The sequence below is a fragment of the Pseudomonas sp. 05N431 genome, assembly GCF_056397005.1.
The window spans coordinates 119333-137038 of record NZ_JBFTMN010000001.1; the positions used below are offsets into that span (position 1 = coordinate 119333).

14 protein-coding genes and 1 pseudogene are annotated in these 17706 nt (G+C 57.7%); 6 read left to right on the plus strand and 9 right to left on the minus strand.

The features are described from left to right. Positions 1-116 precede the first annotated feature (116 nt). Positions 117-1880, plus strand: a complete 1764-nt coding sequence (locus AC1DIG_RS00565; protein ID WP_477765655.1) for an L-lactate permease — start codon at positions 117-119, stop codon at positions 1878-1880. Between the two features lie 74 nt (positions 1881-1954). On the opposite strand, the gene AC1DIG_RS00570 is transcribed toward AC1DIG_RS00565, so the two are convergent. Next, the gene (locus tag AC1DIG_RS00570; RefSeq protein ID WP_477765656.1) at positions 1955-3313 is read right to left on the minus strand and encodes an MATE family efflux transporter; all 1359 of its coding nucleotides are present in this window, start codon (positions 3311-3313) and stop codon (positions 1955-1957) included. Positions 3314-4029: 716 nt separating this feature from the next. Between AC1DIG_RS00570 and AC1DIG_RS00575 the strand changes: the two genes are divergently transcribed. After that, on the plus strand, positions 4030-4326 hold the full coding sequence (locus AC1DIG_RS00575) for a hypothetical protein (RefSeq protein WP_477765657.1): 297 nt from the start codon (positions 4030-4032) through the stop codon (positions 4324-4326). A gap of 256 nt (positions 4327-4582) precedes the next feature. On the opposite strand, the gene AC1DIG_RS00580 is transcribed toward AC1DIG_RS00575, so the two are convergent. Continuing rightward, entirely contained in the window at positions 4583-4936 is a 354-nt protein-coding gene (locus tag AC1DIG_RS00580) for a CC0125/CC1285 family lipoprotein (protein ID WP_477765658.1), read from the minus strand. 499 nt (positions 4937-5435) lie between these two features. Here AC1DIG_RS00580 and AC1DIG_RS00585 point away from each other — a divergent pair. Continuing rightward, a pseudogene (locus AC1DIG_RS00585) lies at positions 5436-5702 on the plus strand (hypothetical protein); the annotation flags it as partial. A gap of 54 nt (positions 5703-5756) precedes the next feature. Here AC1DIG_RS00585 and AC1DIG_RS00590 read toward each other — a convergent pair. The 5 genes from AC1DIG_RS00590 to AC1DIG_RS00610 all read right to left on the minus strand — a co-directional run bounded on the left by AC1DIG_RS00590 (position 5757) and on the right by AC1DIG_RS00610 (position 12022). Then, positions 5757-6047 (minus strand): hypothetical protein, encoded by a 291-nt coding sequence (locus AC1DIG_RS00590; RefSeq protein WP_477765659.1) that lies wholly within the window; start codon positions 6045-6047, stop codon positions 5757-5759. Between the two features lie 199 nt (positions 6048-6246). Continuing rightward, the gene (locus AC1DIG_RS00595) at positions 6247-6909 is read right to left on the minus strand and encodes a dihydrofolate reductase family protein (protein ID WP_477765660.1); all 663 of its coding nucleotides are present in this window, start codon (positions 6907-6909) and stop codon (positions 6247-6249) included. Positions 6910-6978: 69 nt separating this feature from the next. Further along, complete coding sequence (locus AC1DIG_RS00600; RefSeq protein ID WP_477765661.1) at positions 6979-7746, minus strand: metallophosphoesterase; 768 nt, start codon at positions 7744-7746, stop codon at positions 6979-6981. 145 nt (positions 7747-7891) lie between these two features. Further along, a complete protein-coding gene (locus tag AC1DIG_RS00605) occupies positions 7892-10717 on the minus strand; it encodes a 2-oxoglutarate dehydrogenase E1 component (protein ID WP_477765662.1) in 2826 nt (941 codons plus the stop codon). Between the two features lie 273 nt (positions 10718-10990). After that, positions 10991-12022 carry a GlxA family transcriptional regulator gene (locus tag AC1DIG_RS00610; protein WP_477765663.1) on the minus strand — a complete coding sequence of 344 codons (1032 nt, stop codon included), beginning with the start codon at positions 12020-12022 and terminating at the stop codon, positions 10991-10993. 283 nt (positions 12023-12305) lie between these two features. Here AC1DIG_RS00610 and AC1DIG_RS00615 point away from each other — a divergent pair, with 283 nt between their 5' ends. Continuing rightward, positions 12306-13382 carry an NAD(P)H-dependent flavin oxidoreductase gene (locus AC1DIG_RS00615; protein ID WP_477765664.1) on the plus strand — a complete coding sequence of 359 codons (1077 nt, stop codon included), beginning with the start codon at positions 12306-12308 and terminating at the stop codon, positions 13380-13382. A 185-nt stretch (positions 13383-13567) separates the two neighbouring features. Here the strand turns inward: AC1DIG_RS00615 and AC1DIG_RS00620 are convergent, their stop codons facing one another. Then, on the minus strand, positions 13568-14746 hold the full coding sequence (locus AC1DIG_RS00620; RefSeq protein ID WP_477765665.1) for a cystathionine gamma-synthase: 1179 nt from the start codon (positions 14744-14746) through the stop codon (positions 13568-13570). Continuing rightward, positions 14743-16119 (minus strand): pyridoxal-phosphate dependent enzyme, encoded by a 1377-nt coding sequence (locus AC1DIG_RS00625; RefSeq protein WP_477765666.1) that lies wholly within the window; start codon positions 16117-16119, stop codon positions 14743-14745. The genes AC1DIG_RS00620 and AC1DIG_RS00625 overlap by 4 nt, the downstream gene beginning before the upstream one ends. Positions 16120-16563: 444 nt before the next feature. Here AC1DIG_RS00625 and AC1DIG_RS00630 point away from each other — a divergent pair, with 444 nt between their 5' ends. Together AC1DIG_RS00630 and AC1DIG_RS00635 are read left to right on the plus strand one after the other, a co-directional pair. Further along, positions 16564-17010 (plus strand): Ohr family peroxiredoxin, encoded by a 447-nt coding sequence (locus AC1DIG_RS00630; RefSeq protein ID WP_477765667.1) that lies wholly within the window; start codon positions 16564-16566, stop codon positions 17008-17010. A 202-nt stretch (positions 17011-17212) separates the two neighbouring features. Beyond that, complete coding sequence (locus AC1DIG_RS00635) at positions 17213-17659, plus strand: OsmC family protein (RefSeq protein WP_477765668.1); 447 nt, start codon at positions 17213-17215, stop codon at positions 17657-17659. Positions 17660-17706: the final 47 nt, after the last annotated feature.

Consider the following 17706-nt stretch of genomic DNA (forward strand, 5'->3'; position numbering starts at 1 on the left):
TCGAGCGCATGCCGCCAAACGCAGGCCAGCCAGCCCGCCGCGCATTGCCACCTATACTCAATTTCACCTCCCCCCTCGGGGCCCGCACTGCCAACAATAAGTAGCAGAGGTGGAACATGGTCTGGCAGCAAGTCTACGATCCCTTCGGTAACCCGCTGGTCTCGACCCTCATGGCGGCGTTACCGGTGGTGGTGATGCTCACGTCCCTGGCGTTTTTCCATCTCAAGGCGCATATCGCGGCCTTGCTGGCGTTGAGCACGGCCTTGCTGATCGCCATCTTCGCCTTCGGCATGCCGGCGAACATGGCCGGTTCCGCCGCACTGTTAGGCGCCGCTACCGGCCTGCTGCCGATTGGCTGGATCGTGCTCAACATCATCTTCCTGCATCGGCTGACCACCGAGAATGGCTCGTTCAAAGTCCTGCAGGATTCCCTCGCGCGCATCACCGACGATCGTCGCCTGCAATTGCTGCTGATCGCCTTTTGCTTCGGCGCATTCTTTGAAGGCGCTGCGGGGTTCGGCACGCCGGTGGCGGTGACCGGGGCGATCCTGATCGGGCTGGGTTTCTCGCCCCTGGCCGCGTCCGGCCTGGCGTTGATCGCCAACACCGCGCCAGTGGCATTCGGGGCCTTGGGCACGCCTATCATCACCTTGGCCAAGGTCACCGGGCTGGATGAAATGGAACTGTCGATGATGGTCGGCCGGCAGTTGCCGTTCTTCTCGGTGCTTGTGCCGTTCTGGTTGATCTGGGCCTTCGCCGGTTGGCGCAAGATGCTGGAAATCTGGCCGGCGATTCTGGTAGCCGGGGTCAGCTTCGCAGTGCCGCAGTTCTTCGTCTCCAACTACCATGGGCCGATGTTGGTGGACGTGATTGCCGCACTGATCTCCATGGCCTGCCTGACCGGTTTTCTCAAGGTCTGGAAACCCGCCCGCGTACACACCTCCGCCGCCTTGTCGGGGCGTGTCGACGACTCAAAAATTGAGGAATCGCCAGACGAAAAAACGGCGCCCAGCGCAACCTTTGCCAGCGATGCCCGGCCCGCCGTCATGCGCGCGTGGATGCCCTGGATCATCCTCACGGTCTTTGTCTTTGCGTGGGGCACCCAAGGCTTCAAAAACATGTTCGACACCCGTCCGGCCATGGACCCGCAAACCCACTCGGCCAAGCTCGATCCGCAGGGTAAGCCGGTGAACGAGGCGAACCCGATCTTCGCGCCGGCCCTGACCTTCACCACCCTGCACCTGCAGGTCGAGAAGGTGCCGCCCGTGGTGCCGCAACCGAAACCTGAGGAAGCGATCTACAAATTCACCTGGTTCACCAGCACCGGCAGCGGCATCTTGCTGGCGGCGATTTTCGGCGGGCTGCTGATGGGTTATTCCATCCCGCAGCTGATAAGCCAATACCTGCGAACGCTGTGGGTGGTGCGCTATTCGCTGACCACCATCGCGGCCATGCTCGCCCTCGGCTTCATCACCCGCTATTCCGGCCTGGACGCGACCATGGGCCTGGCGTTCGCCGCCACCGGGATTTTCTACCCGATGTTCGGCACCTTGCTCGGCTGGCTCGGCGTTGCCTTGACCGGCTCGGACACCGCATCCAACGTGCTGTTCGGCGGCTTGCAACGGGTGACCTCGGAACAACTGGGCATCAGCCCGATATTGATGGCCGCGGCCAACAGTTCCGGCGGGGTCATGGGCAAGATGGTCGACGCCCAGTCGATCGTGGTGGCCTCCACCGCCACCCGCTGGTATGGGCATGAAGGGGAAATCCTGCGCTACGTGTTTTTCCACTCCATCGTGCTGGCGATACTGGTCGGTGGATTGGTCACGTTGCAGGCGTATGTGGTGCCGTTCAGCCATTTGGTGGTCGGCGGGCATTGATCGACACCAGATGGGTTGCTTTCCTTTAGCTTCATGCCCGGGATCTTCAACCGGGCGTGGAGCGTGTCAGCCACCTACACCAGCCGCTCGATCTTCTGATGCTGCCAGACGATTTTGTAATACGCCGTCTGCAACGCCAGCATGCTCAGGTAAGCCAGCGGAAACGCCACCCACACGCCTTGCAATCCGAACTGCGCATCCAGTAAATACGCCATCGGCAACTGCACCCCGACCACGCACACGATGGCAATCGCCACCGGCACCATCACCGTGCCGCTGGCGCGCATGATGCCGCCGATAACCGCCTGGAAACCGAACACCAGCAGGCTCCAGAGCATGATGTGCAACAGGTGTTCAGCCATGGCCTGGGTGGACGGATCGGTGAGGAACAACCCCAGCAACCAGTGCGACAGCAAATAACCCAACACCACCAGGCCACCGGTCAGCCACACATTGATCAACAACCCGGTGCGCAGGATCAGCCCGATCCGCTCGATGCGCCCTGCCCCAATGGCCTGGGCGCCGAGGATCGACGCCGTGATCGCAATCGACAGCGCCGGGAATTGCACGTAATTGACGATCTGCGTCACCGCCCCGTACGCCGCCGTCGCCTGGGAACCGTGCTGGTTGACCAGCGCCAGAATCACCAACTCCGACAACGACAGCACCACCATCTGCAACCCGGTGGGCAGGCCAATGCGCAGCACTTTGCCGAGGATCCCCACATCCAGCCGCATCGCCGCAAAAAACGCCCGATCCGGCGCCAACGGATGCCCCTTGCGAATCAACCGCCAGGCCAGCCAGGCCATCGCCGACAAGTTACCCGCCAACCCGGCAAACGCCGCACTCTGAATCCCCATCGGCGGCAGGCCGAACCAACCGCGAATCAACGCCGGCGTCAGCGCCAGCCCGATACACGTCGACACCAGCAACGCCACCAGTGGCGACAGCGTATCGCTGACCCCACGCAACAACTGGGTAAACAGCACATACACCAACAGCGACGGCAGGGTCCACATCATCACATGCGCATACGCCACCGCATCGTCCAGCACATCCGCCGGCGTCCCCAACCCCTGCAACGCCGGCCGCGCAAACACACTCCCCACCACCGCCGCCGCCAACCCGATCATCGCCCCCAACAGCAACGTCGTCCCGGCAATCGCCTTGACCATCTGCGGCTCCCGCGCCCCCCACGCCTGACCAATCAACACCCCCGCCCCCGCACCAAGGCCGATGACCAAGGCGATGAAGAAGAACACGATCGGGAACATCCCGGACACGGCCGCCAGGGCTTGAGTGCCGAGCATTTGGCCGATGTAGATGCTGTTGATCGTGCCTGACATGGATTGCAGGAAGTTGGACAGGACCATGGGGGCCAGGAACAGAAGGTAGGTTTGCCAGAGGGGGCGTTGGGTTGTTGGGGTTTGCATGGAGGTTCCGTCTCGGGTGGGGATGCCGTGACGGGATTCTACGGGAGGGTGGAATGAGTAATGAACACAAATAATCGGGATCGATCATGTACTCAGAATCGGTGGATGACCGAGTCGATGACTCGCCATTCACGGGAGCCTGCATACGTTGCCTTATGCCAATGCTCGCCCCTTCGCCGGCACACAGCGTATCGAGCAACAGTGCGCGGTTGTTAGCTGCCTGTCACGAATGGGAGGTAACGATCCGAAGCGGTTATTCGTGATAGGCAGAAATCGGCTGTGGATTCAACCGGTCGTGACGGAGAAAAACGACCAGGGTTATTGCTCTTCACCATCAGACAAGGGAATCAGCGAACCTGCAAACGTAGTTGACTGTTACAGGTTAAAAAACGCATGGGGCATCGTAAGTAATCTTTTGCATGATGCATGCTCTTTGCACAGTCGTTAGCATCCGCTTTGGTTCGTGGGCAGCCTCTCTCGACAAGCAGCAATCGGCCAGAAGTCCGATGGACATCATGATAGCAAAACGATAGCATGCACTATGAATGCTCGACAATGGATCTTGTCACCTTTGTCTCGTTTCCCTTTGGATATGTCGTGTTTATCGCGAACGCCTTGATAATTAACAAGGTCGTTTATTTGACAGCCTGTCGCGTTCGAACGCGGCATAGCAAGTCACCCAACAATAGTTATCAGCCTTATATGAGAGCGCGCACTTGAAAAAAATAATATTAACCGGATGTATTACCTTGATCTTAACTGGCTGCACCTTTACGGGCGCCAATGAAATTGCTCCTGGTCAATACATGATCACAAGCAGTGGCAGTATCTTCAACTCTAGAGAAGGCTTGTTAGAAAACATAAACCAGAAAGCCGCAAAGGTTTGTAATGGAAAGCCTTACCATCTGGAAGGTGACCCAGGCGCTAATATGGTCATCGCCACTCAAACTCAGATTGGCAGTACTCCAACCACAGTCCTTGGACTAAAAGCAATTTGCGAAGATGGCCGTTAATAGCCTAACTACGCGCTAAAATCGCGTCACTTCGATCACTTGGTAAATGTCTGTCAAACACGACCGGCCGTTAGGGTTGATGCCTGTCAGTCATGACAGGCAGGCATCGGCCAGAAGCAAACGTTCGAATAAGCTGCCTATGGCTAGAATCAAACCACCCTATTTAAGGGCATTAAGGCCATGCAGAGCTGGTGAAAAAGCGAGCGTCGGTCCGCCCCAGTGAGCGCAGCGAACGAATTTAGCCATAGGCTATGATTTATTCGACGCAAACAACAGATGCTTCTGCGCTAGGGAATTTATGCTGTGTTATATAGAGCTGCCCGTTCAGAGCAGCGTAATTTGTTTTCTCTTTAAGAAATGGGCGAACTTCTGTTTCTGCTTTAAGTGGATTGCATAACTCATTCGCTCGTTTTCTAACAAAGCCAACAACTTGTTCTTGCTTGTTATAGCCATTACCTTCGAAAGTAACCGTATAGGTGTTAGCACCTGTTTTTACGTCACTGTATCCACCGTCGTACATTGTCGAGCCTTTGGGTGCATATGGAATGCCAGAACAAGCCGAAATAACGACGCAAGAAGCGATTGATAAAATTTTACATTTTTTAATCATAGATAAACCTGAAGGCTGGCTAAGGGACGAGTTTTAGTCTTGCCCAGGGAGGAACAAGATATGGATAACGGCAGGCCTCGCTGCCCCATAGAGTTCAAAGCAGCAATCAGAATGCTACTATTTTGCCATTATCATGTCCAATATCTGGTTCTACGCTGAAAACAGAGCTTGCCGAATGGCTGCTTTGGGTTTTCTGCCCGTCAGGTCTGGCGACTTTGGGCTCAGGCTGTGTGAAAGCGCAGGCAATGTTTTGGAGTCTGCGTCGCTACGTAAAATTTGCCAGTAATGGGTTGATCAGCCGGACTGGAAATTTGTGTAGGAAAGCGATTTCGTTCTGGTCCAGGGCCACATCAATACAGATCCTACAGCAGCCTCAGAATCCCTCACCTTGCCCCCTGATTGGATGAAGCTTATAGTCCTCTCCGTCACCCAAATGGCGACCAGGTTTGGCGACCTGTTGATCGGATCAGCCCTTTAAATCTGATTCGGAGTTCCACCCATGGATAGATACATGCCCCTCACCGGAATCGACCTGATCCCGGCCTCCCTGCTCATCGACACCCAAGCCCCACTCGACGTGCTGCAAGCCACCGCCGACTACCGCATCCGCACCGTCACCCAAGTCCTCGAAAATATCGCTTTCCGTGCCGACATCGAGAGCGACACGGTGGTGCTGGCCGACTTCGCCAAACTGCTGGTCATTCCGTTGCGCGATGGGTGTGACATGATGGATGTGATCGGCAGACGCTTGCGGGAACAGGCGGCGCCCGCTTTGTGTGTCGGGGAGCGACAGTGTCGTAACATCAACCGGAACGATGCACTATTTGATCTGCACAATGACCGGGCCTTCCGTAACAATCGGCGGGTTCGCGTGGATATGCGAGGCATTTTTCTGAATCCACTCGCGCGCGACTTTCAAGCTCGCATCGCTGCCGGCCTTGTCCGTGCAAACAGTCACCGCCGTAACACCATCACCCGTATTCAGTAGTGTGTAGCTGACGAGGCCAGGCACTGTCCGCAGGGCAGCTTCGACATCGGCCTTGCGCTCTTCTAAAAGCTTGAAAAGCTGCTTTGCTCCCGTACCCAGGTAGGTTCTTATCACCGCATACATAGTCGTCTCCTTTGGGAGTACCGTCTTGATGCCAAGCCAGATCCGATGATCGCCGCTATCACTCAGGTTTCAGTTCACTCCCGACTTTTTAAGTTTAGCCAAACGCTGGTGACAAACGAGATGCAACGACTACCGGCCGTTTTTGACTGTGGATTCAACCGGTCGACGCAACAGATTGGCTAAATCGTTCAGCGAGTGGTTAGTCGTCCGTGTGCCCTTGGCGCCGCAGGACGACATGCGTGGCCTTCTCCGACGCTACGTATTCAACGCATTCGTATCCCAGAGCCCGCAAGTCAACCCCTTCGAACAGCGATTCTCCCCGGCCGAGCAGGACCGGTGAGATAGCAATGTGCAGTTCATCAATGAGGCCCTCACGAAGATACTGCCGGATTGTGTCCGGCCCACCGCCGATTCGCACGTCCATACCGGCAGCAGCCTCGCGTGCACGGTCGAGCGCCTCGTGAATGCCTCCTGTTATGAAGTGGAACGTCGTGTCGCCTTCCATCTCGATGGGGGGACGAGCATGATGGGTCAAGACGAAGACTGGAGCGTGATACGGTGGATTATCTCCCCACCATCCTTTCCAGTTTGTGTCCGGCCAATCCCCACGAATGGGTCCGAACATGTTCCTCCCAAGTATCCAGGCCCCAACATTCTGAAAGCCACGGGCGGCGAAATCATCGTCAACCCCGGTCGTACCGCCGTCCTTGCCGAACAAGGCCCGCTGGAACGTGCGTGTTGGGACTAGCCACTGGTGCAGTTCCGTCCCGCCAACGCCGAGCGGATGGTTGATGTCTTGATTCGGACCTGCTCCGTATCCGTCGAGCGAGATGGTGAAGCCGTTAACGCGAACCCGTGTCATCGTTTGCCTCCATTTAGACGCCTGGCAGTTAATGTGGAGAGCGTAGACCGGAAGTTTAGGTGGTTCGCCTCAGATACCCAGGTCAATCACGTATGAACCATTGAAATCGGGATTTTCATTGATGCCCTCTTTTGCATAGCCCCGAGCGTTGCAAATGACCCGGGTCTTGCCCACCCGGTAGTCGAAGCTTCCGTGGGTATGGCCATGCAGCCACAGTGCCGGCTGCCAGGCTTTGATCCGGTCTTCGAGGTCTGAAACAAAGCTCGCGTTAATCGGCGAACGTCGAAAAATCGGGCTTATGCTCAAACGCGCTGGCGCGAAATGGGAAACCACCACCGTAGGAATAGTGCTGTTGCTGGCGAAGCAGTCGTCCAGCCAGGCGACTGTCTGTAAAAAAACAAGTTGGGCAATTGCCGGGCTGAACAGGTCTGGAAAATCGGGCGAGACTCTTATGTGGGTGAAGTCGCGGATGACCTTCGTCGCCAGATCGATACCGTATGCCCGCTCCTCTGCCGAATCGAAAAGACGATAGTCAGACCACAGGGTGCAACCCAAAAATCGCACACCGTCGTGGATATACTCCGAACGCTCCAAGACGTGGATCCGTGTGCCTTGCGACAACCGGTTCAAGTGCTCGTAGGTAGAGATCAGGTCACTGCCATAGAACTCGTGATTGCCGGCCACATACACGATTGGAACAGGACAGGATTTGGCCCACTCAATGGCCGCGGCCGGCCGGGAGATGTCCCCCGCGAGGACGACAATATCGGCCTCCACCTCGGGAAAAGGTATCGCGTTGACGGACAAGTGGATATCGGACAGCAAGGCGATGCGCATCGATCAACTCCTGTCTGGTTTGAAGGTCAGCCTATTCGCAGGCCCCACAGCTACAACGATGATAGATCGCCAGTAGCCATGGAGAAGCTGGCTGCGTAAAACCTCTACGAGTGTCCAGAGTACTTGAGCCGTTGAACGTCGTCTCCTAAGCGAACGCGCTTTGCATGACCAGGCGTTGTTGCTCAACGTGCATCGCCATATTGCCCGGTGCCGTCGACGCACCCGGGGGTGGCCCTGCGTAACGAAGCGAAGCCGACTCAGGGATCATTTCACACAGGTAATCATCGACGAATTTCCAGGCACCTTGATTACGCGCTTCCTCCTGGCACCAGACCACCGACTTCAGGTTTTTGTAACGGTCAAGTTCATTAGCCATCGCCTCGGAAGGAAAAGGAAACAGCTGTTCCAAACGGACAAGCGCAATGTGTTCCGCATTTGCCGCACGGCGCTGAGCCAACAGCTCATAGTAAATTTTCCCGGAGCAGGCGATCACACGCGTCACCTTCTCATCTTGCTCAGGCGTGGTGAATTGCTCTCCCATCACCTCCTGAAAAGATCCCTCAGAGAACTCCTTCAGCTCGTTCACCGCCTCCGGATGCCTCAACAGCGATTTCGGCGTCATCACAATCAATGGCCGGGGTACGGAATGCAAAGCCTGACGGCGCAACAAATGGAAGAACTGAACCGGCGTCGTAGGCTGACAGACGCGCATGTTGTCTTGCGCGCATAACTGCAGATAACGCTCCAGCCTGGCCGAAGCATGCTCCGGTCCCTGACCGTCCTGACCATGCGGCAACAACATAGTCAATGCGCTGTGCTGTCCCCATTTGACGGCGCCGGCGGCAATGAACTGGTCGATGACCACCTGCGCGCCGTTGGCAAAATCACCGAATTGAGCTTCCCACAGTACCAGTGCGTCAGGACGGGCAATGGTGTAACCGTACTCAAAGGCCAAGACCGCGGCTTCGGACAATATCGAGTTGATGACCGCGAATTTGCCCTGCCCTCGCGCCACGTGATCCAGAGGCCGATATTTACCGTGTCCACGAACTTCACGGTTTTGCGGATTCAGCACGGCGTGCCGATGGCTGAACGTACCGCGCTCACTATCCTCTCCGCTGAGCCTCACATCGAAACCGGCAGACAACACGGAGGCGAACGCCAGGTGCTCGCCCATCCCCCAATCCAGCGGTTTTTCACCCATCGCCATCTCGTGCCGGCCTTTGATGACTTTGGAGACGAGCGGGTGCAGTTTCAAATCTGCAGGCAGGTCAGCGATACGCGCAGCCAGCGCTTTAATGTGCTCCAGTGTCGGCGCCGCGTAGGGGGCAGGTCCCGCGTGCGGAGAGGAATGTTGAGTCGTCTCTACGGCCATGGAGTCGTTTTTCGCAGCTGCCTTCATGACGTCAGACTGAGAACTCTCCAGGCTGTCACGGTAAGCCTGCGCGATGGACGACACCTGTTCGTCGGTTACCAGTCCCGAAGCCACGAGTTTATTGGCATAGATTTGACGTATGCCGGGATGGGCCGCAACCGACCGGTACATCAACGGCTGGGTAATCGCGGGGGTGTCTTGCTCCTGGTGGCCATGCCGTCTGAAGCAAACCAGATCAATGACAACGCTTTTGCCAAATGCCTTGCGGTAATCCAGCGCGAGCTGTACCGCGTTGACAACGGCCTCAGGGTCGTCCCCGTTCACGTGCAAGACCGGCGCTTCAATCATCTTTGCAACATCGGTGCAGAAGAATGAGGAGCGGGTTTCTTGTGGGTCAGACGTGGTAAAGCCGATCTGATTGTTCACCACAATGTGTACGGTACCGCCGGTGCCATAGCCTTTGGTGTAACTCAAGCTCAGCGTTTCCATGACGATGCCCTGCCCGGAAATGGCCGCATCGCCGTGAATTTCCACTGGCAGCACGCTGCCACGCTGGGAGGCTTCATACTGCTCGCTTTGCGCGCGAGCCATCCCCTGGACAACCGGGTTAACGATTTCCAGGTGAGAAGGATTGAATGCCAAGGCAACTTTCACCGGGCCGTTTTCCGTCTCTATGTTCCCGGTAAATCCTTTGTGGTACTTCACGTCACCTGCCGGCAGAACATTCGCCACCTTGTTCTCGAACTCATCGAAAAGATAGGCCGGTGGCTTGCCGACAGTGTTCACCAGCACATTCAGGCGACCACGGTGAGCCATGCCCATCACGACATTGCGCACACCATTTTTTGCACCGTGGCTGATGAGCTCATCGAGCAGGACAATCAGGGATTCACCGCCTTCCAACGAAAAGCGTTTTTGGCCGGTGTAACGGATATGCAGGTATTTCTCGAGCCCTTCCGCTGCGGAAAGTCGCTCGAGAATGCGCAGTTTTTTCTCGGCACTGAGCACCGGTTTGGCTCGAGTGGACTCAAGACGGTCCTGCCACCAATCGCGTTGCAGCGGGTCGCTCAGGTACATGAACTCGGTGCCGAGCGTTCCGCAGTACGTTGCCTCCAAGGCCGATACCAGATCAGCGACAGACCCCTCGCCTTTCCAGAAATGATTGCCTGGCAGTTCGATTTTTTGTGACAAGTCGCTGCTTTCCAATCCATGAAACACAGGCGACAACTCCGGCATGCCCGGCAATGGAGCCCAGCGCAGAGGATCAAGATCGGCCCGACGCGCGCCGACCATTCGAAAGGTCGCGATCAATGATTGAGCGGCCAATTGCCGACGAGCCGTTTCCAGGTCTGGAGCAGCGACCGCCAAGGCCTTGCGCCCGACACGTCGCGCAAGTTGCACAAATTGCTCGACTATCGGTGCATGCGCGATGTCGTCCAAGTGACGTTCGCCATTGCCGAGGGGCAGCCGAAGGGACTCGAAATAGGAACGCCACTGATCTGAAACGGCTGAGGAGTCACCGAGAAACTGCTCATACAACTCTTCAACATAGGAGGCGTTGCCACCATGTAAGACTGAAGTTTTTGGGCTCTGCATTGTGACTCCTCGTTTCTCTGCCATCACTGAACTGGCAATAAGGGGGCTGCTGTTGTGACTGTCTACCGGTCCTTCAGATGTCCACACTCCATCCATCGAAAGTGCGTCGACATATAAGGGAAGGTGTTTTGTCTGCCCTCGAATCGTTAGGGCAATGCTAACGGGAACGTAACTTTAGAAGGGTGATAGGTGATGCGATTCAAGGCCAATAAAGGGCGATTTTCGGCCACGCGCCCGCCCTTGCACTGCTGCCTCGACTCTCTGTTGAATTGATCAGGCTGTCTCGATTGCTTTTGAAGTGTGCTTGATCGCTGGCGAGACTTTTCTGTTTATTGTCTTTGCGCTTTTCTCGGTACTTCTGAAGTGGCTCCGGTATTCTTTTGGCGTGGTATTCAAACGTCGTGAAAAAATCATGCGCATCTGTGTTGCGTTATGAAAGCCGCAGTTGAAGGCAATTGTTTTCAATGGCGCGTCCGTGTCTTCAAGCATTTTTCGAGCGTGGTCAACGCGTACCTGTTCGACGAAAACGGCAGGCGTGACAGCCGCGTATTTGGCAAAGATCCTCGAAAAAGTCCGACGACTCACCGACACCGCATCCGCCAGCTGTTCCATCGAGAACGCTTCATCGATGTGCTCTGTCACAAAGCGCATCACCCTGGTAACGATGGAGTCTTCTTCAGGGCGCAAGGCCAGAAATGGGCTCGACTGGGACTGTCCGCCCTCTCTGTGGATGTACACAACCAGGCGTTTTGCGACGGTGACCGCCAGTTCGCTCCCCCAGTCTTCAGCGACCAGGGACAGGCACAAGTCAATGCCCGCCGATACGCCGGCAGAGGTGAAAAGATCGCCGTCACGCACAAAGATTTTGTCGGGCCGGATGAGGGTCAGAGGGAATTGATCTTCAAGTCGCTGAACGTCATTCCAGTGAGCGGTCACTTCGCGTCCATCAAGCAAGCCGGCATGACCTAACAGAAAGGCGCCATTACACACCGATCCAAATCGCCGGGAACCGTCCGCCTGACTCCGAAGCCAATCCAGAAAGCCTTCCTCCGGCCGCGCGTCCGGCATTCGAGGACCGCCGGCCACAAGAAGAAGGTCGCAATGGCCCGGATAGGTTTGATAGTGATAGGGAACGGCAATCTCCATTCCGTTGGAGCACCGTACATTGCCTGGCCGAACCCCAACCATTGAGACGTCATAACGCTGACCTTCCGGCAGAAATGAATTCGCTTCCGCAAAAACATCGAGCGGACCTGCGACATCCAGCGCCTGGACACCATCGAATACAACCAATGCAAGTTTCATTTGAAGCTTCCTGGTTGGCCGTCCTTGGAGTGGTTGATCTCTGTATTGGCAGAATCCGCCAGCCCAGGCAAAAGCCGATGAATGGCACGCCTCCCATCCTGCTTACGGCGCCGGGAAATCTCAACGACATCAGGCTATGGCCTCCAAAAGTGGCCAGAAATCGCTATTGATTGGCTCTAAAGTGGATGAGCAAAACTTCGGCGTGTCTCGATTTGCCTCTACGCTGGTGGCTCTCTGAGCAGGTTCCCCCCTGCATGTTCGCTAGTCAACGGAGTTAATGCCGATGTGGTACGACACGCCCGCAACACGCCTGCTGGGCATACAGTTTCCCGTTATTCAAGGTCCCTTCGGTGGCGGCCCCTCCTCCGTTGAACTGGTCAGCACCGTATCCAATGCCGGAGGCTTGGGGTCCTTCGGCATGCAGTCACTCGAACCCGCGCAAATGATCGATGTGGCACGGCAGATTCGTGTCGCGACGAGTCAACCGTTTGCCATCAACCTTTGGATATCCAACGGCGAACAGGCGGGATCAAGCGCCGAAGCCGTTCTCGAAGCGCGTGAACGTTTGCGTCCGTACTATGCCGAACTGGGGAAGGAAGTCCCGGTCACGCCTGAGCGGTTTATCCCTGACGTAGGCGCCCAGCTAGAGGCCATGCTGGAGATCAAACCACCCGTATTCAGCTTTGTTTTCGGCATTCCGCCTGCTGCCGTTATGGCTGCCTGCAAGTCACTCGGCATTTTGACGATGGGGACCGCGACCACTGCGCAGGAAGCCAAAGCGCTGGAAAATGCCGGCGTCGATTGCATCGTTGCTTCAGGATTCGAAGCTGGTGGCCATAAGGGGTCATTCCTGAGATCGGCTGAAGAATCGCTGACGGGCACATTTTCCCTGATTCCCCAGGTCGTGGACCACGTGGCGATTCCCGTTATCGCTGCCGGTGGCATAGCGGATGCACGCGGTGTGGCAGCAGCCTTGGCCTTGGGCGCTCACGGCGTTCAGATTGGCACTGCATTTCTTGCCTGCAAAGAGTCAGCGGCGAGCGCCCCCCATCGCAAAGCCCTTTGGGAAAGTCATTCCGGCTCGACGACGCTGACGAAGGCCTTCACCGGGCGCCTGGCGAGGAGCATTTCGAACAGAATGACGACCGAGGTGAGTCACAGGTGCTCAACCGTTGCGCCCTACCCCATCCAGGCCTGGTTCATGGGGAATCTTGCAAGAGAAGCACTCATACAAGGTCACGATGACGTTGTTTCTCTGTCAGCGGGGCAATCCGTTTCTCTGATCAGGCACGACAGCGCACACGCGTTGATGGACGAAATCGTTAGAGAAACGCCAAAAATAATACAGCGCCTGCAGTGACCGAATGATCACCACGCTTCCTGTAGCAGCTGGCGGAGCCTGCGTTCGGCTGCGTAGCAGTCGTAAAATCAGACACCACGTTTTTCAGGTTAACCGTGGAGGCAGGATTTACGGCCGCTGCGCAGCCGAACGCAGGCTCCGCCAGCTGCTACGGGTGGGCGTTGTTTTTAAGTGACTGGCACTGCTCAGATCTGCGCCAGCGCCTGGGCCAGGTCGGCGCGCAGGTCTTCGACATCCTCGACCCCCACTGACAACCGTATCAGCGCATCGCCGATGCCAAGCTCTGCGCGGGTTTCGGCGGGAATGCTGGCGTGCGTCATGATCGCCGGGTGCTCGATCAGGCTTTCGACCCCACCCAGGCTCTCGGCCAGGGCGAAGATCCGCACACTCTCGAGGAAACGCTTGGCACCGGCCAGGTCGCTGTTCAGGTCGAGGGAAATCATCCCGCCGAAACCGTGCATCTGCCGTTGCGCCAGTTCGTGCTGCGGGTGCGACGGCAGGCCCGGATAATAGACGCGCGCCACCTGCGGCTGATGCGAAAGCCAGCGAGCCAGCTCCAGCGCGTTGCTGCAATGGCGTTCCATGCGCAGCGCCAGGGTCTTCACGCCGCGCAGGGTGAGGAAAGCGTCAAACGGCCCGGCGATAGCCCCCACCGCGTTCTGCAGAAAACCCAGGCGCTCGCGCAGCTCTGCATTCTGCCCGACCACCGCAATGCCACCGATCACGTCGGAGTGGCCGTTCAGGTACTTGGTCGTCGAGTGCAGCACGATATCGAAGCCCAACTCCAGCGGCCGCTGTATCCACGGGCTGGCGAAGGTGTTGTCGGCCACACAGATGATGCCTCGATCGCGGCAGATACGCGCGACAGCGGCAAGGTCGGTGAGACGCAGCAAGGGATTGCTTGGTGTCTCGACCCAGACCATCCGCGTGTCGTCCTGCAGCGCCGCTTCGAATGCCGTCAGGTCGGTCAGGTCGACGAAGCTGAAGCGATGCCCGGCGCTGCGCCGACGCACCTTGTCGAACAGCCGGAAAGTACCGCCATACAGGTCATTGCCAGAGACAATGTGCGAACCGGTGTCGAGCAATTCGAGTACGTTGGAGATGGCCGCCAGACCGGAGGCGAAGGCAAATGCCTGGGTGCCGCCCTCGAGGTCTGCCACACAGCGTTCCAGCGCAAAGCGCGTCGGGTTGTGCGAGCGCCCATAGTCGAAGCCCTTGTGTACGCCGGGGCTCTGCTGCAAGTAGGTGGAGTTCGCGTAAATCGGTGGCATCAGCGCCCCGGTGCTCGGATCCGGCGTCTGGCCGGCGTGGATCACACGGGTGGCGAAGGCCCGTGGCGTGGCGTTTTCATCGTGCTGACTCATGTAAGGGATCTCCGCAAGTGATTGAGCATGTCGACTCGAGTGATCAGGCCGTGGAAGCCCGAGGCGTCGGCAATGACCGCCACCAGCCCACGGTCGAGTTCCGCCTGCAGTTCAGCCAGGCTGGCGCCGGGAGGCAGGGTTTCGACCTTGTCGGTCATCGCGCTGGCCACGGTCATACGAAAGTGCGAAGCGTCTTTGTGCACGCCCAGCAGGATATCCGACTCGTCGATCACCCCGACCAGCCGCTTTCCGCCCACCAGCACCGGCAGTTGCGACACATCCGCCAGACGCATGCGCTGGAAGGCGGTCAGCAAGGTGTCGTCCGGACCGACGCTGATCACCCGGCCATCCTCGAAACGCCGCGCGATCAGGTCGCGCAGGTCGTCGTAGCGCTTGCGCGCAAGCAGGCCCTGATCGGTCATCCACTGGTCGTTGTAGATCTTCGACAGGTAACGGGTGCCGGTGTCGCAGACGAAGCTGACCACCCGCTTCGGCTCGGTTTGCTCGCGGCAGTAGCGCAATGCTGCCGCCAGTAATGTACCGGTCGAAGAACCGCCAAGAATGCCTTCGGCGCGCAGCAGTTGGCGCGCATGATCAAAGCTTTCCTCGTCGCTGATCGAATAGGCCTGGCGCACGCTGGACAGGTCGGCAATCGATGGAATGAAGTCTTCGCCGATACCTTCCACCGCCCACGAACCGGGTGTGCCGAGGGTGCCGCTGCGGCTGTATTCGGCCATTACCGAGCCGACCGGGTCGGCCAGCACCATTTCCAGTTCCGGCTGCACGCGGCGAAAGAAACGGGTCAGCCCGGTCAGCGTGCCGGCCGAACCGACACCGACGACGATGGCATCCAGATCATGCTCGGTCTGCGCCCAGATCTCTGGAGCGGTGCTGCACTCGTGGGCCAGCGGGTTGGCCGGGTTGTTGAACTGATCGGCGAAGAACGCGTCGGGAATCTCCTGCGCCAGCCGCGCGGCAACGTCCTGGTAATACTCGGGATGGCCCTTGCCGACGTCGGAGCGAGTGATGTGTACCTCGGCGCCCATCGCCTTGAGGTGCAGGACTTTCTCGGTGGACATCTTGTCCGGCACCACCAGCACCACCCGGTATCCCTTGGCGCGGCCGACCAGCGCCAGGCCTAGGCCGGTGTTGCCGGCGGTGGCCTCGACGATGGTGCCGCCCGGTTGCAGGCGGCCATCGCGCTCGGCGGCGTCGATCATCGCCAGGCCGATGCGGTCCTTGATCGACCCACCGGGGTTCTGCGATTCAAGCTTGAGGAACAACGTGCACGGGCCAGTATCGAAGCGGCTGACGCGCACCAGCGGCGTATTGCCGATCAGCCCGAGCACGGCCGGGCGAGAGTTGTTCGGCATGTCTTCACCTCCTTGATGACTTTCTCACTGTATAGACAGCAACCGGCGGTGAATCAACGGGCGCCAGTCGCAGGAAATATCTCGTTTGGACCATAGGCTGGGATCGTGCCGCCCGCAACTTTGCGCAGCCAATCGGTAGCGACGCTGCCGGAACGGCAAGGCCTATGCGCCGATAGCCCGATGAGTTGGTGACAACCTCCCATCCTCACAGCTGAAGTCGCTGAGCTAGAAGCTGAGCTTCCCGTGTGAAGCGAGTCACCGGATCTATGGTCGCGTTAGGCCTCAGCGCTGGGTTGCATCTTCGTTCCCTCTATCGAAAGCACGCATACGATTAATTCATTTACGATTGACATTCACCAGCTCCCCATCCATCATCCAACTCATGCGATTACATCGCATACGAGATAACACCATTTACCCCCCTTACTCACCAAGGAATCCATCATGACCAAGATCGAGCAAGTCCTCCATTCAGGTAACAGCCACGCCACAATCAATCACGACCCCAATGTCCAGCGCGGTGAACTCGGCGTCCTCGACCTCAAGCTGTCAGCGCACGACGGTGAAAGCCACGAGTTCATCGCCACCGAGTTGCACCCTAGGGCCGAGCAGTTGTTCTCGGGCGCGTGGTCGGCCTGTTACATCAGCGCGTTCCAGATTGCGGCCTCACTGAAGAAGGTCAGGCTGCCGTCCGACTACTCCGTGGACATCCAGGTAAGCATCGGGTCGGTCGGTACCGGGCATTGTCTTGGCGCCCAGTTCACTATCCGCGTGCCGGGCCTGGAAAAGGACGTCGTCGAGGCTCTCGCGCATCAGGCCCATCAGCTCTGCCCGTACTCGAAGGCCGTGCACGGCAACATCGAGGTTGGCCTGAGCGTCGTCACGGTGTGATCGGACGAGACATGTGGGTCTCACTAAATTTCTTTTGAGGAATTTGGTCAACGCGAGAGGTCACCCACGCCACTTTAATCTCGCATGCAATTAACGCTTATCCGCTTACACAACGGGCATTTTCGCCAATATTACATCGCATACGATTTCATCGTATACAATCACGATCAACTTAATACCCTTATTCACGAAGGAATCCACCATGGAAAAAATCGAAAAAGTACTCGCCTCTGGCAACTCCCACGCCACGGTAAATCGCGACCCCAATCTCCAGCGCGGCCAGTTTGGTGTCTTCGACCTCAAGCTGTCGGCACCTGGCGTGGAAAGCCTCGAGCTCATCGCTACCGAGCCCCACCCGACAGCCGAGCAGTTGTTTGCGGGCGCCTGGTCGGCCTGTTACACCACTGTGTTCGGGATCGCGGCCTCGCTGAAGAAGGTCAAGCTGCCGTCCGACTACTCCGTGGACATTCAGGTAAATGTTGGGCAAACCGGTACCGCGTGGTTCCTCGGCGCCGAGTTCACCATCCGCGTGCCGGGCCTGACAAAGGAAGTCATTGAGGAAATCGCGCACCTGACCCATACGATCTGCCCGTACTCGAAATCTGTGCGCGGCAACATCGAAGTCGGTACGAACATCATCACGGTGTGAACTGTCCCAAACGGGGGGCCTGTCGCCGTGACGACGCACGATAGGCT

Coding starts and splice junctions, on each gene's coding strand:
- AC1DIG_RS00565 (WP_477765655.1), top strand. CDS start 117: ATGGTCTGGCAGCAAGTCTACGATCCCTTCGGTAACCCGCTGGTCTCG.
- AC1DIG_RS00570 (WP_477765656.1), bottom strand. CDS start 3,313: ATGCAAACCCCAACAACCCAACGCCCCCTCTGGCAAACCTACCTTCTG.
- AC1DIG_RS00580 (WP_477765658.1), bottom strand. CDS start 4,936: ATGATTAAAAAATGTAAAATTTTATCAATCGCTTCTTGCGTCGTTATT.
- AC1DIG_RS00590 (WP_477765659.1), bottom strand. CDS start 6,047: ATGTATGCGGTGATAAGAACCTACCTGGGTACGGGAGCAAAGCAGCTT.
- AC1DIG_RS00595 (WP_477765660.1), bottom strand. CDS start 6,909: ATGACACGGGTTCGCGTTAACGGCTTCACCATCTCGCTCGACGGATAC.
- AC1DIG_RS00600 (WP_477765661.1), bottom strand. CDS start 7,746: ATGCGCATCGCCTTGCTGTCCGATATCCACTTGTCCGTCAACGCGATA.
- AC1DIG_RS00605 (WP_477765662.1), bottom strand. CDS start 10,717: ATGCAGAGCCCAAAAACTTCAGTCTTACATGGTGGCAACGCCTCCTAT.
- AC1DIG_RS00610 (WP_477765663.1), bottom strand. CDS start 12,022: ATGAAACTTGCATTGGTTGTATTCGATGGTGTCCAGGCGCTGGATGTC.
- AC1DIG_RS00615 (WP_477765664.1), top strand. CDS start 12,306: ATGTGGTACGACACGCCCGCAACACGCCTGCTGGGCATACAGTTTCCC.
- AC1DIG_RS00620 (WP_477765665.1), bottom strand. CDS start 14,746: ATGAGTCAGCACGATGAAAACGCCACGCCACGGGCCTTCGCCACCCGT.
- AC1DIG_RS00625 (WP_477765666.1), bottom strand. CDS start 16,119: ATGCCGAACAACTCTCGCCCGGCCGTGCTCGGGCTGATCGGCAATACG.
- AC1DIG_RS00630 (WP_477765667.1), top strand. CDS start 16,564: ATGACCAAGATCGAGCAAGTCCTCCATTCAGGTAACAGCCACGCCACA.
- AC1DIG_RS00635 (WP_477765668.1), top strand. CDS start 17,213: ATGGAAAAAATCGAAAAAGTACTCGCCTCTGGCAACTCCCACGCCACG.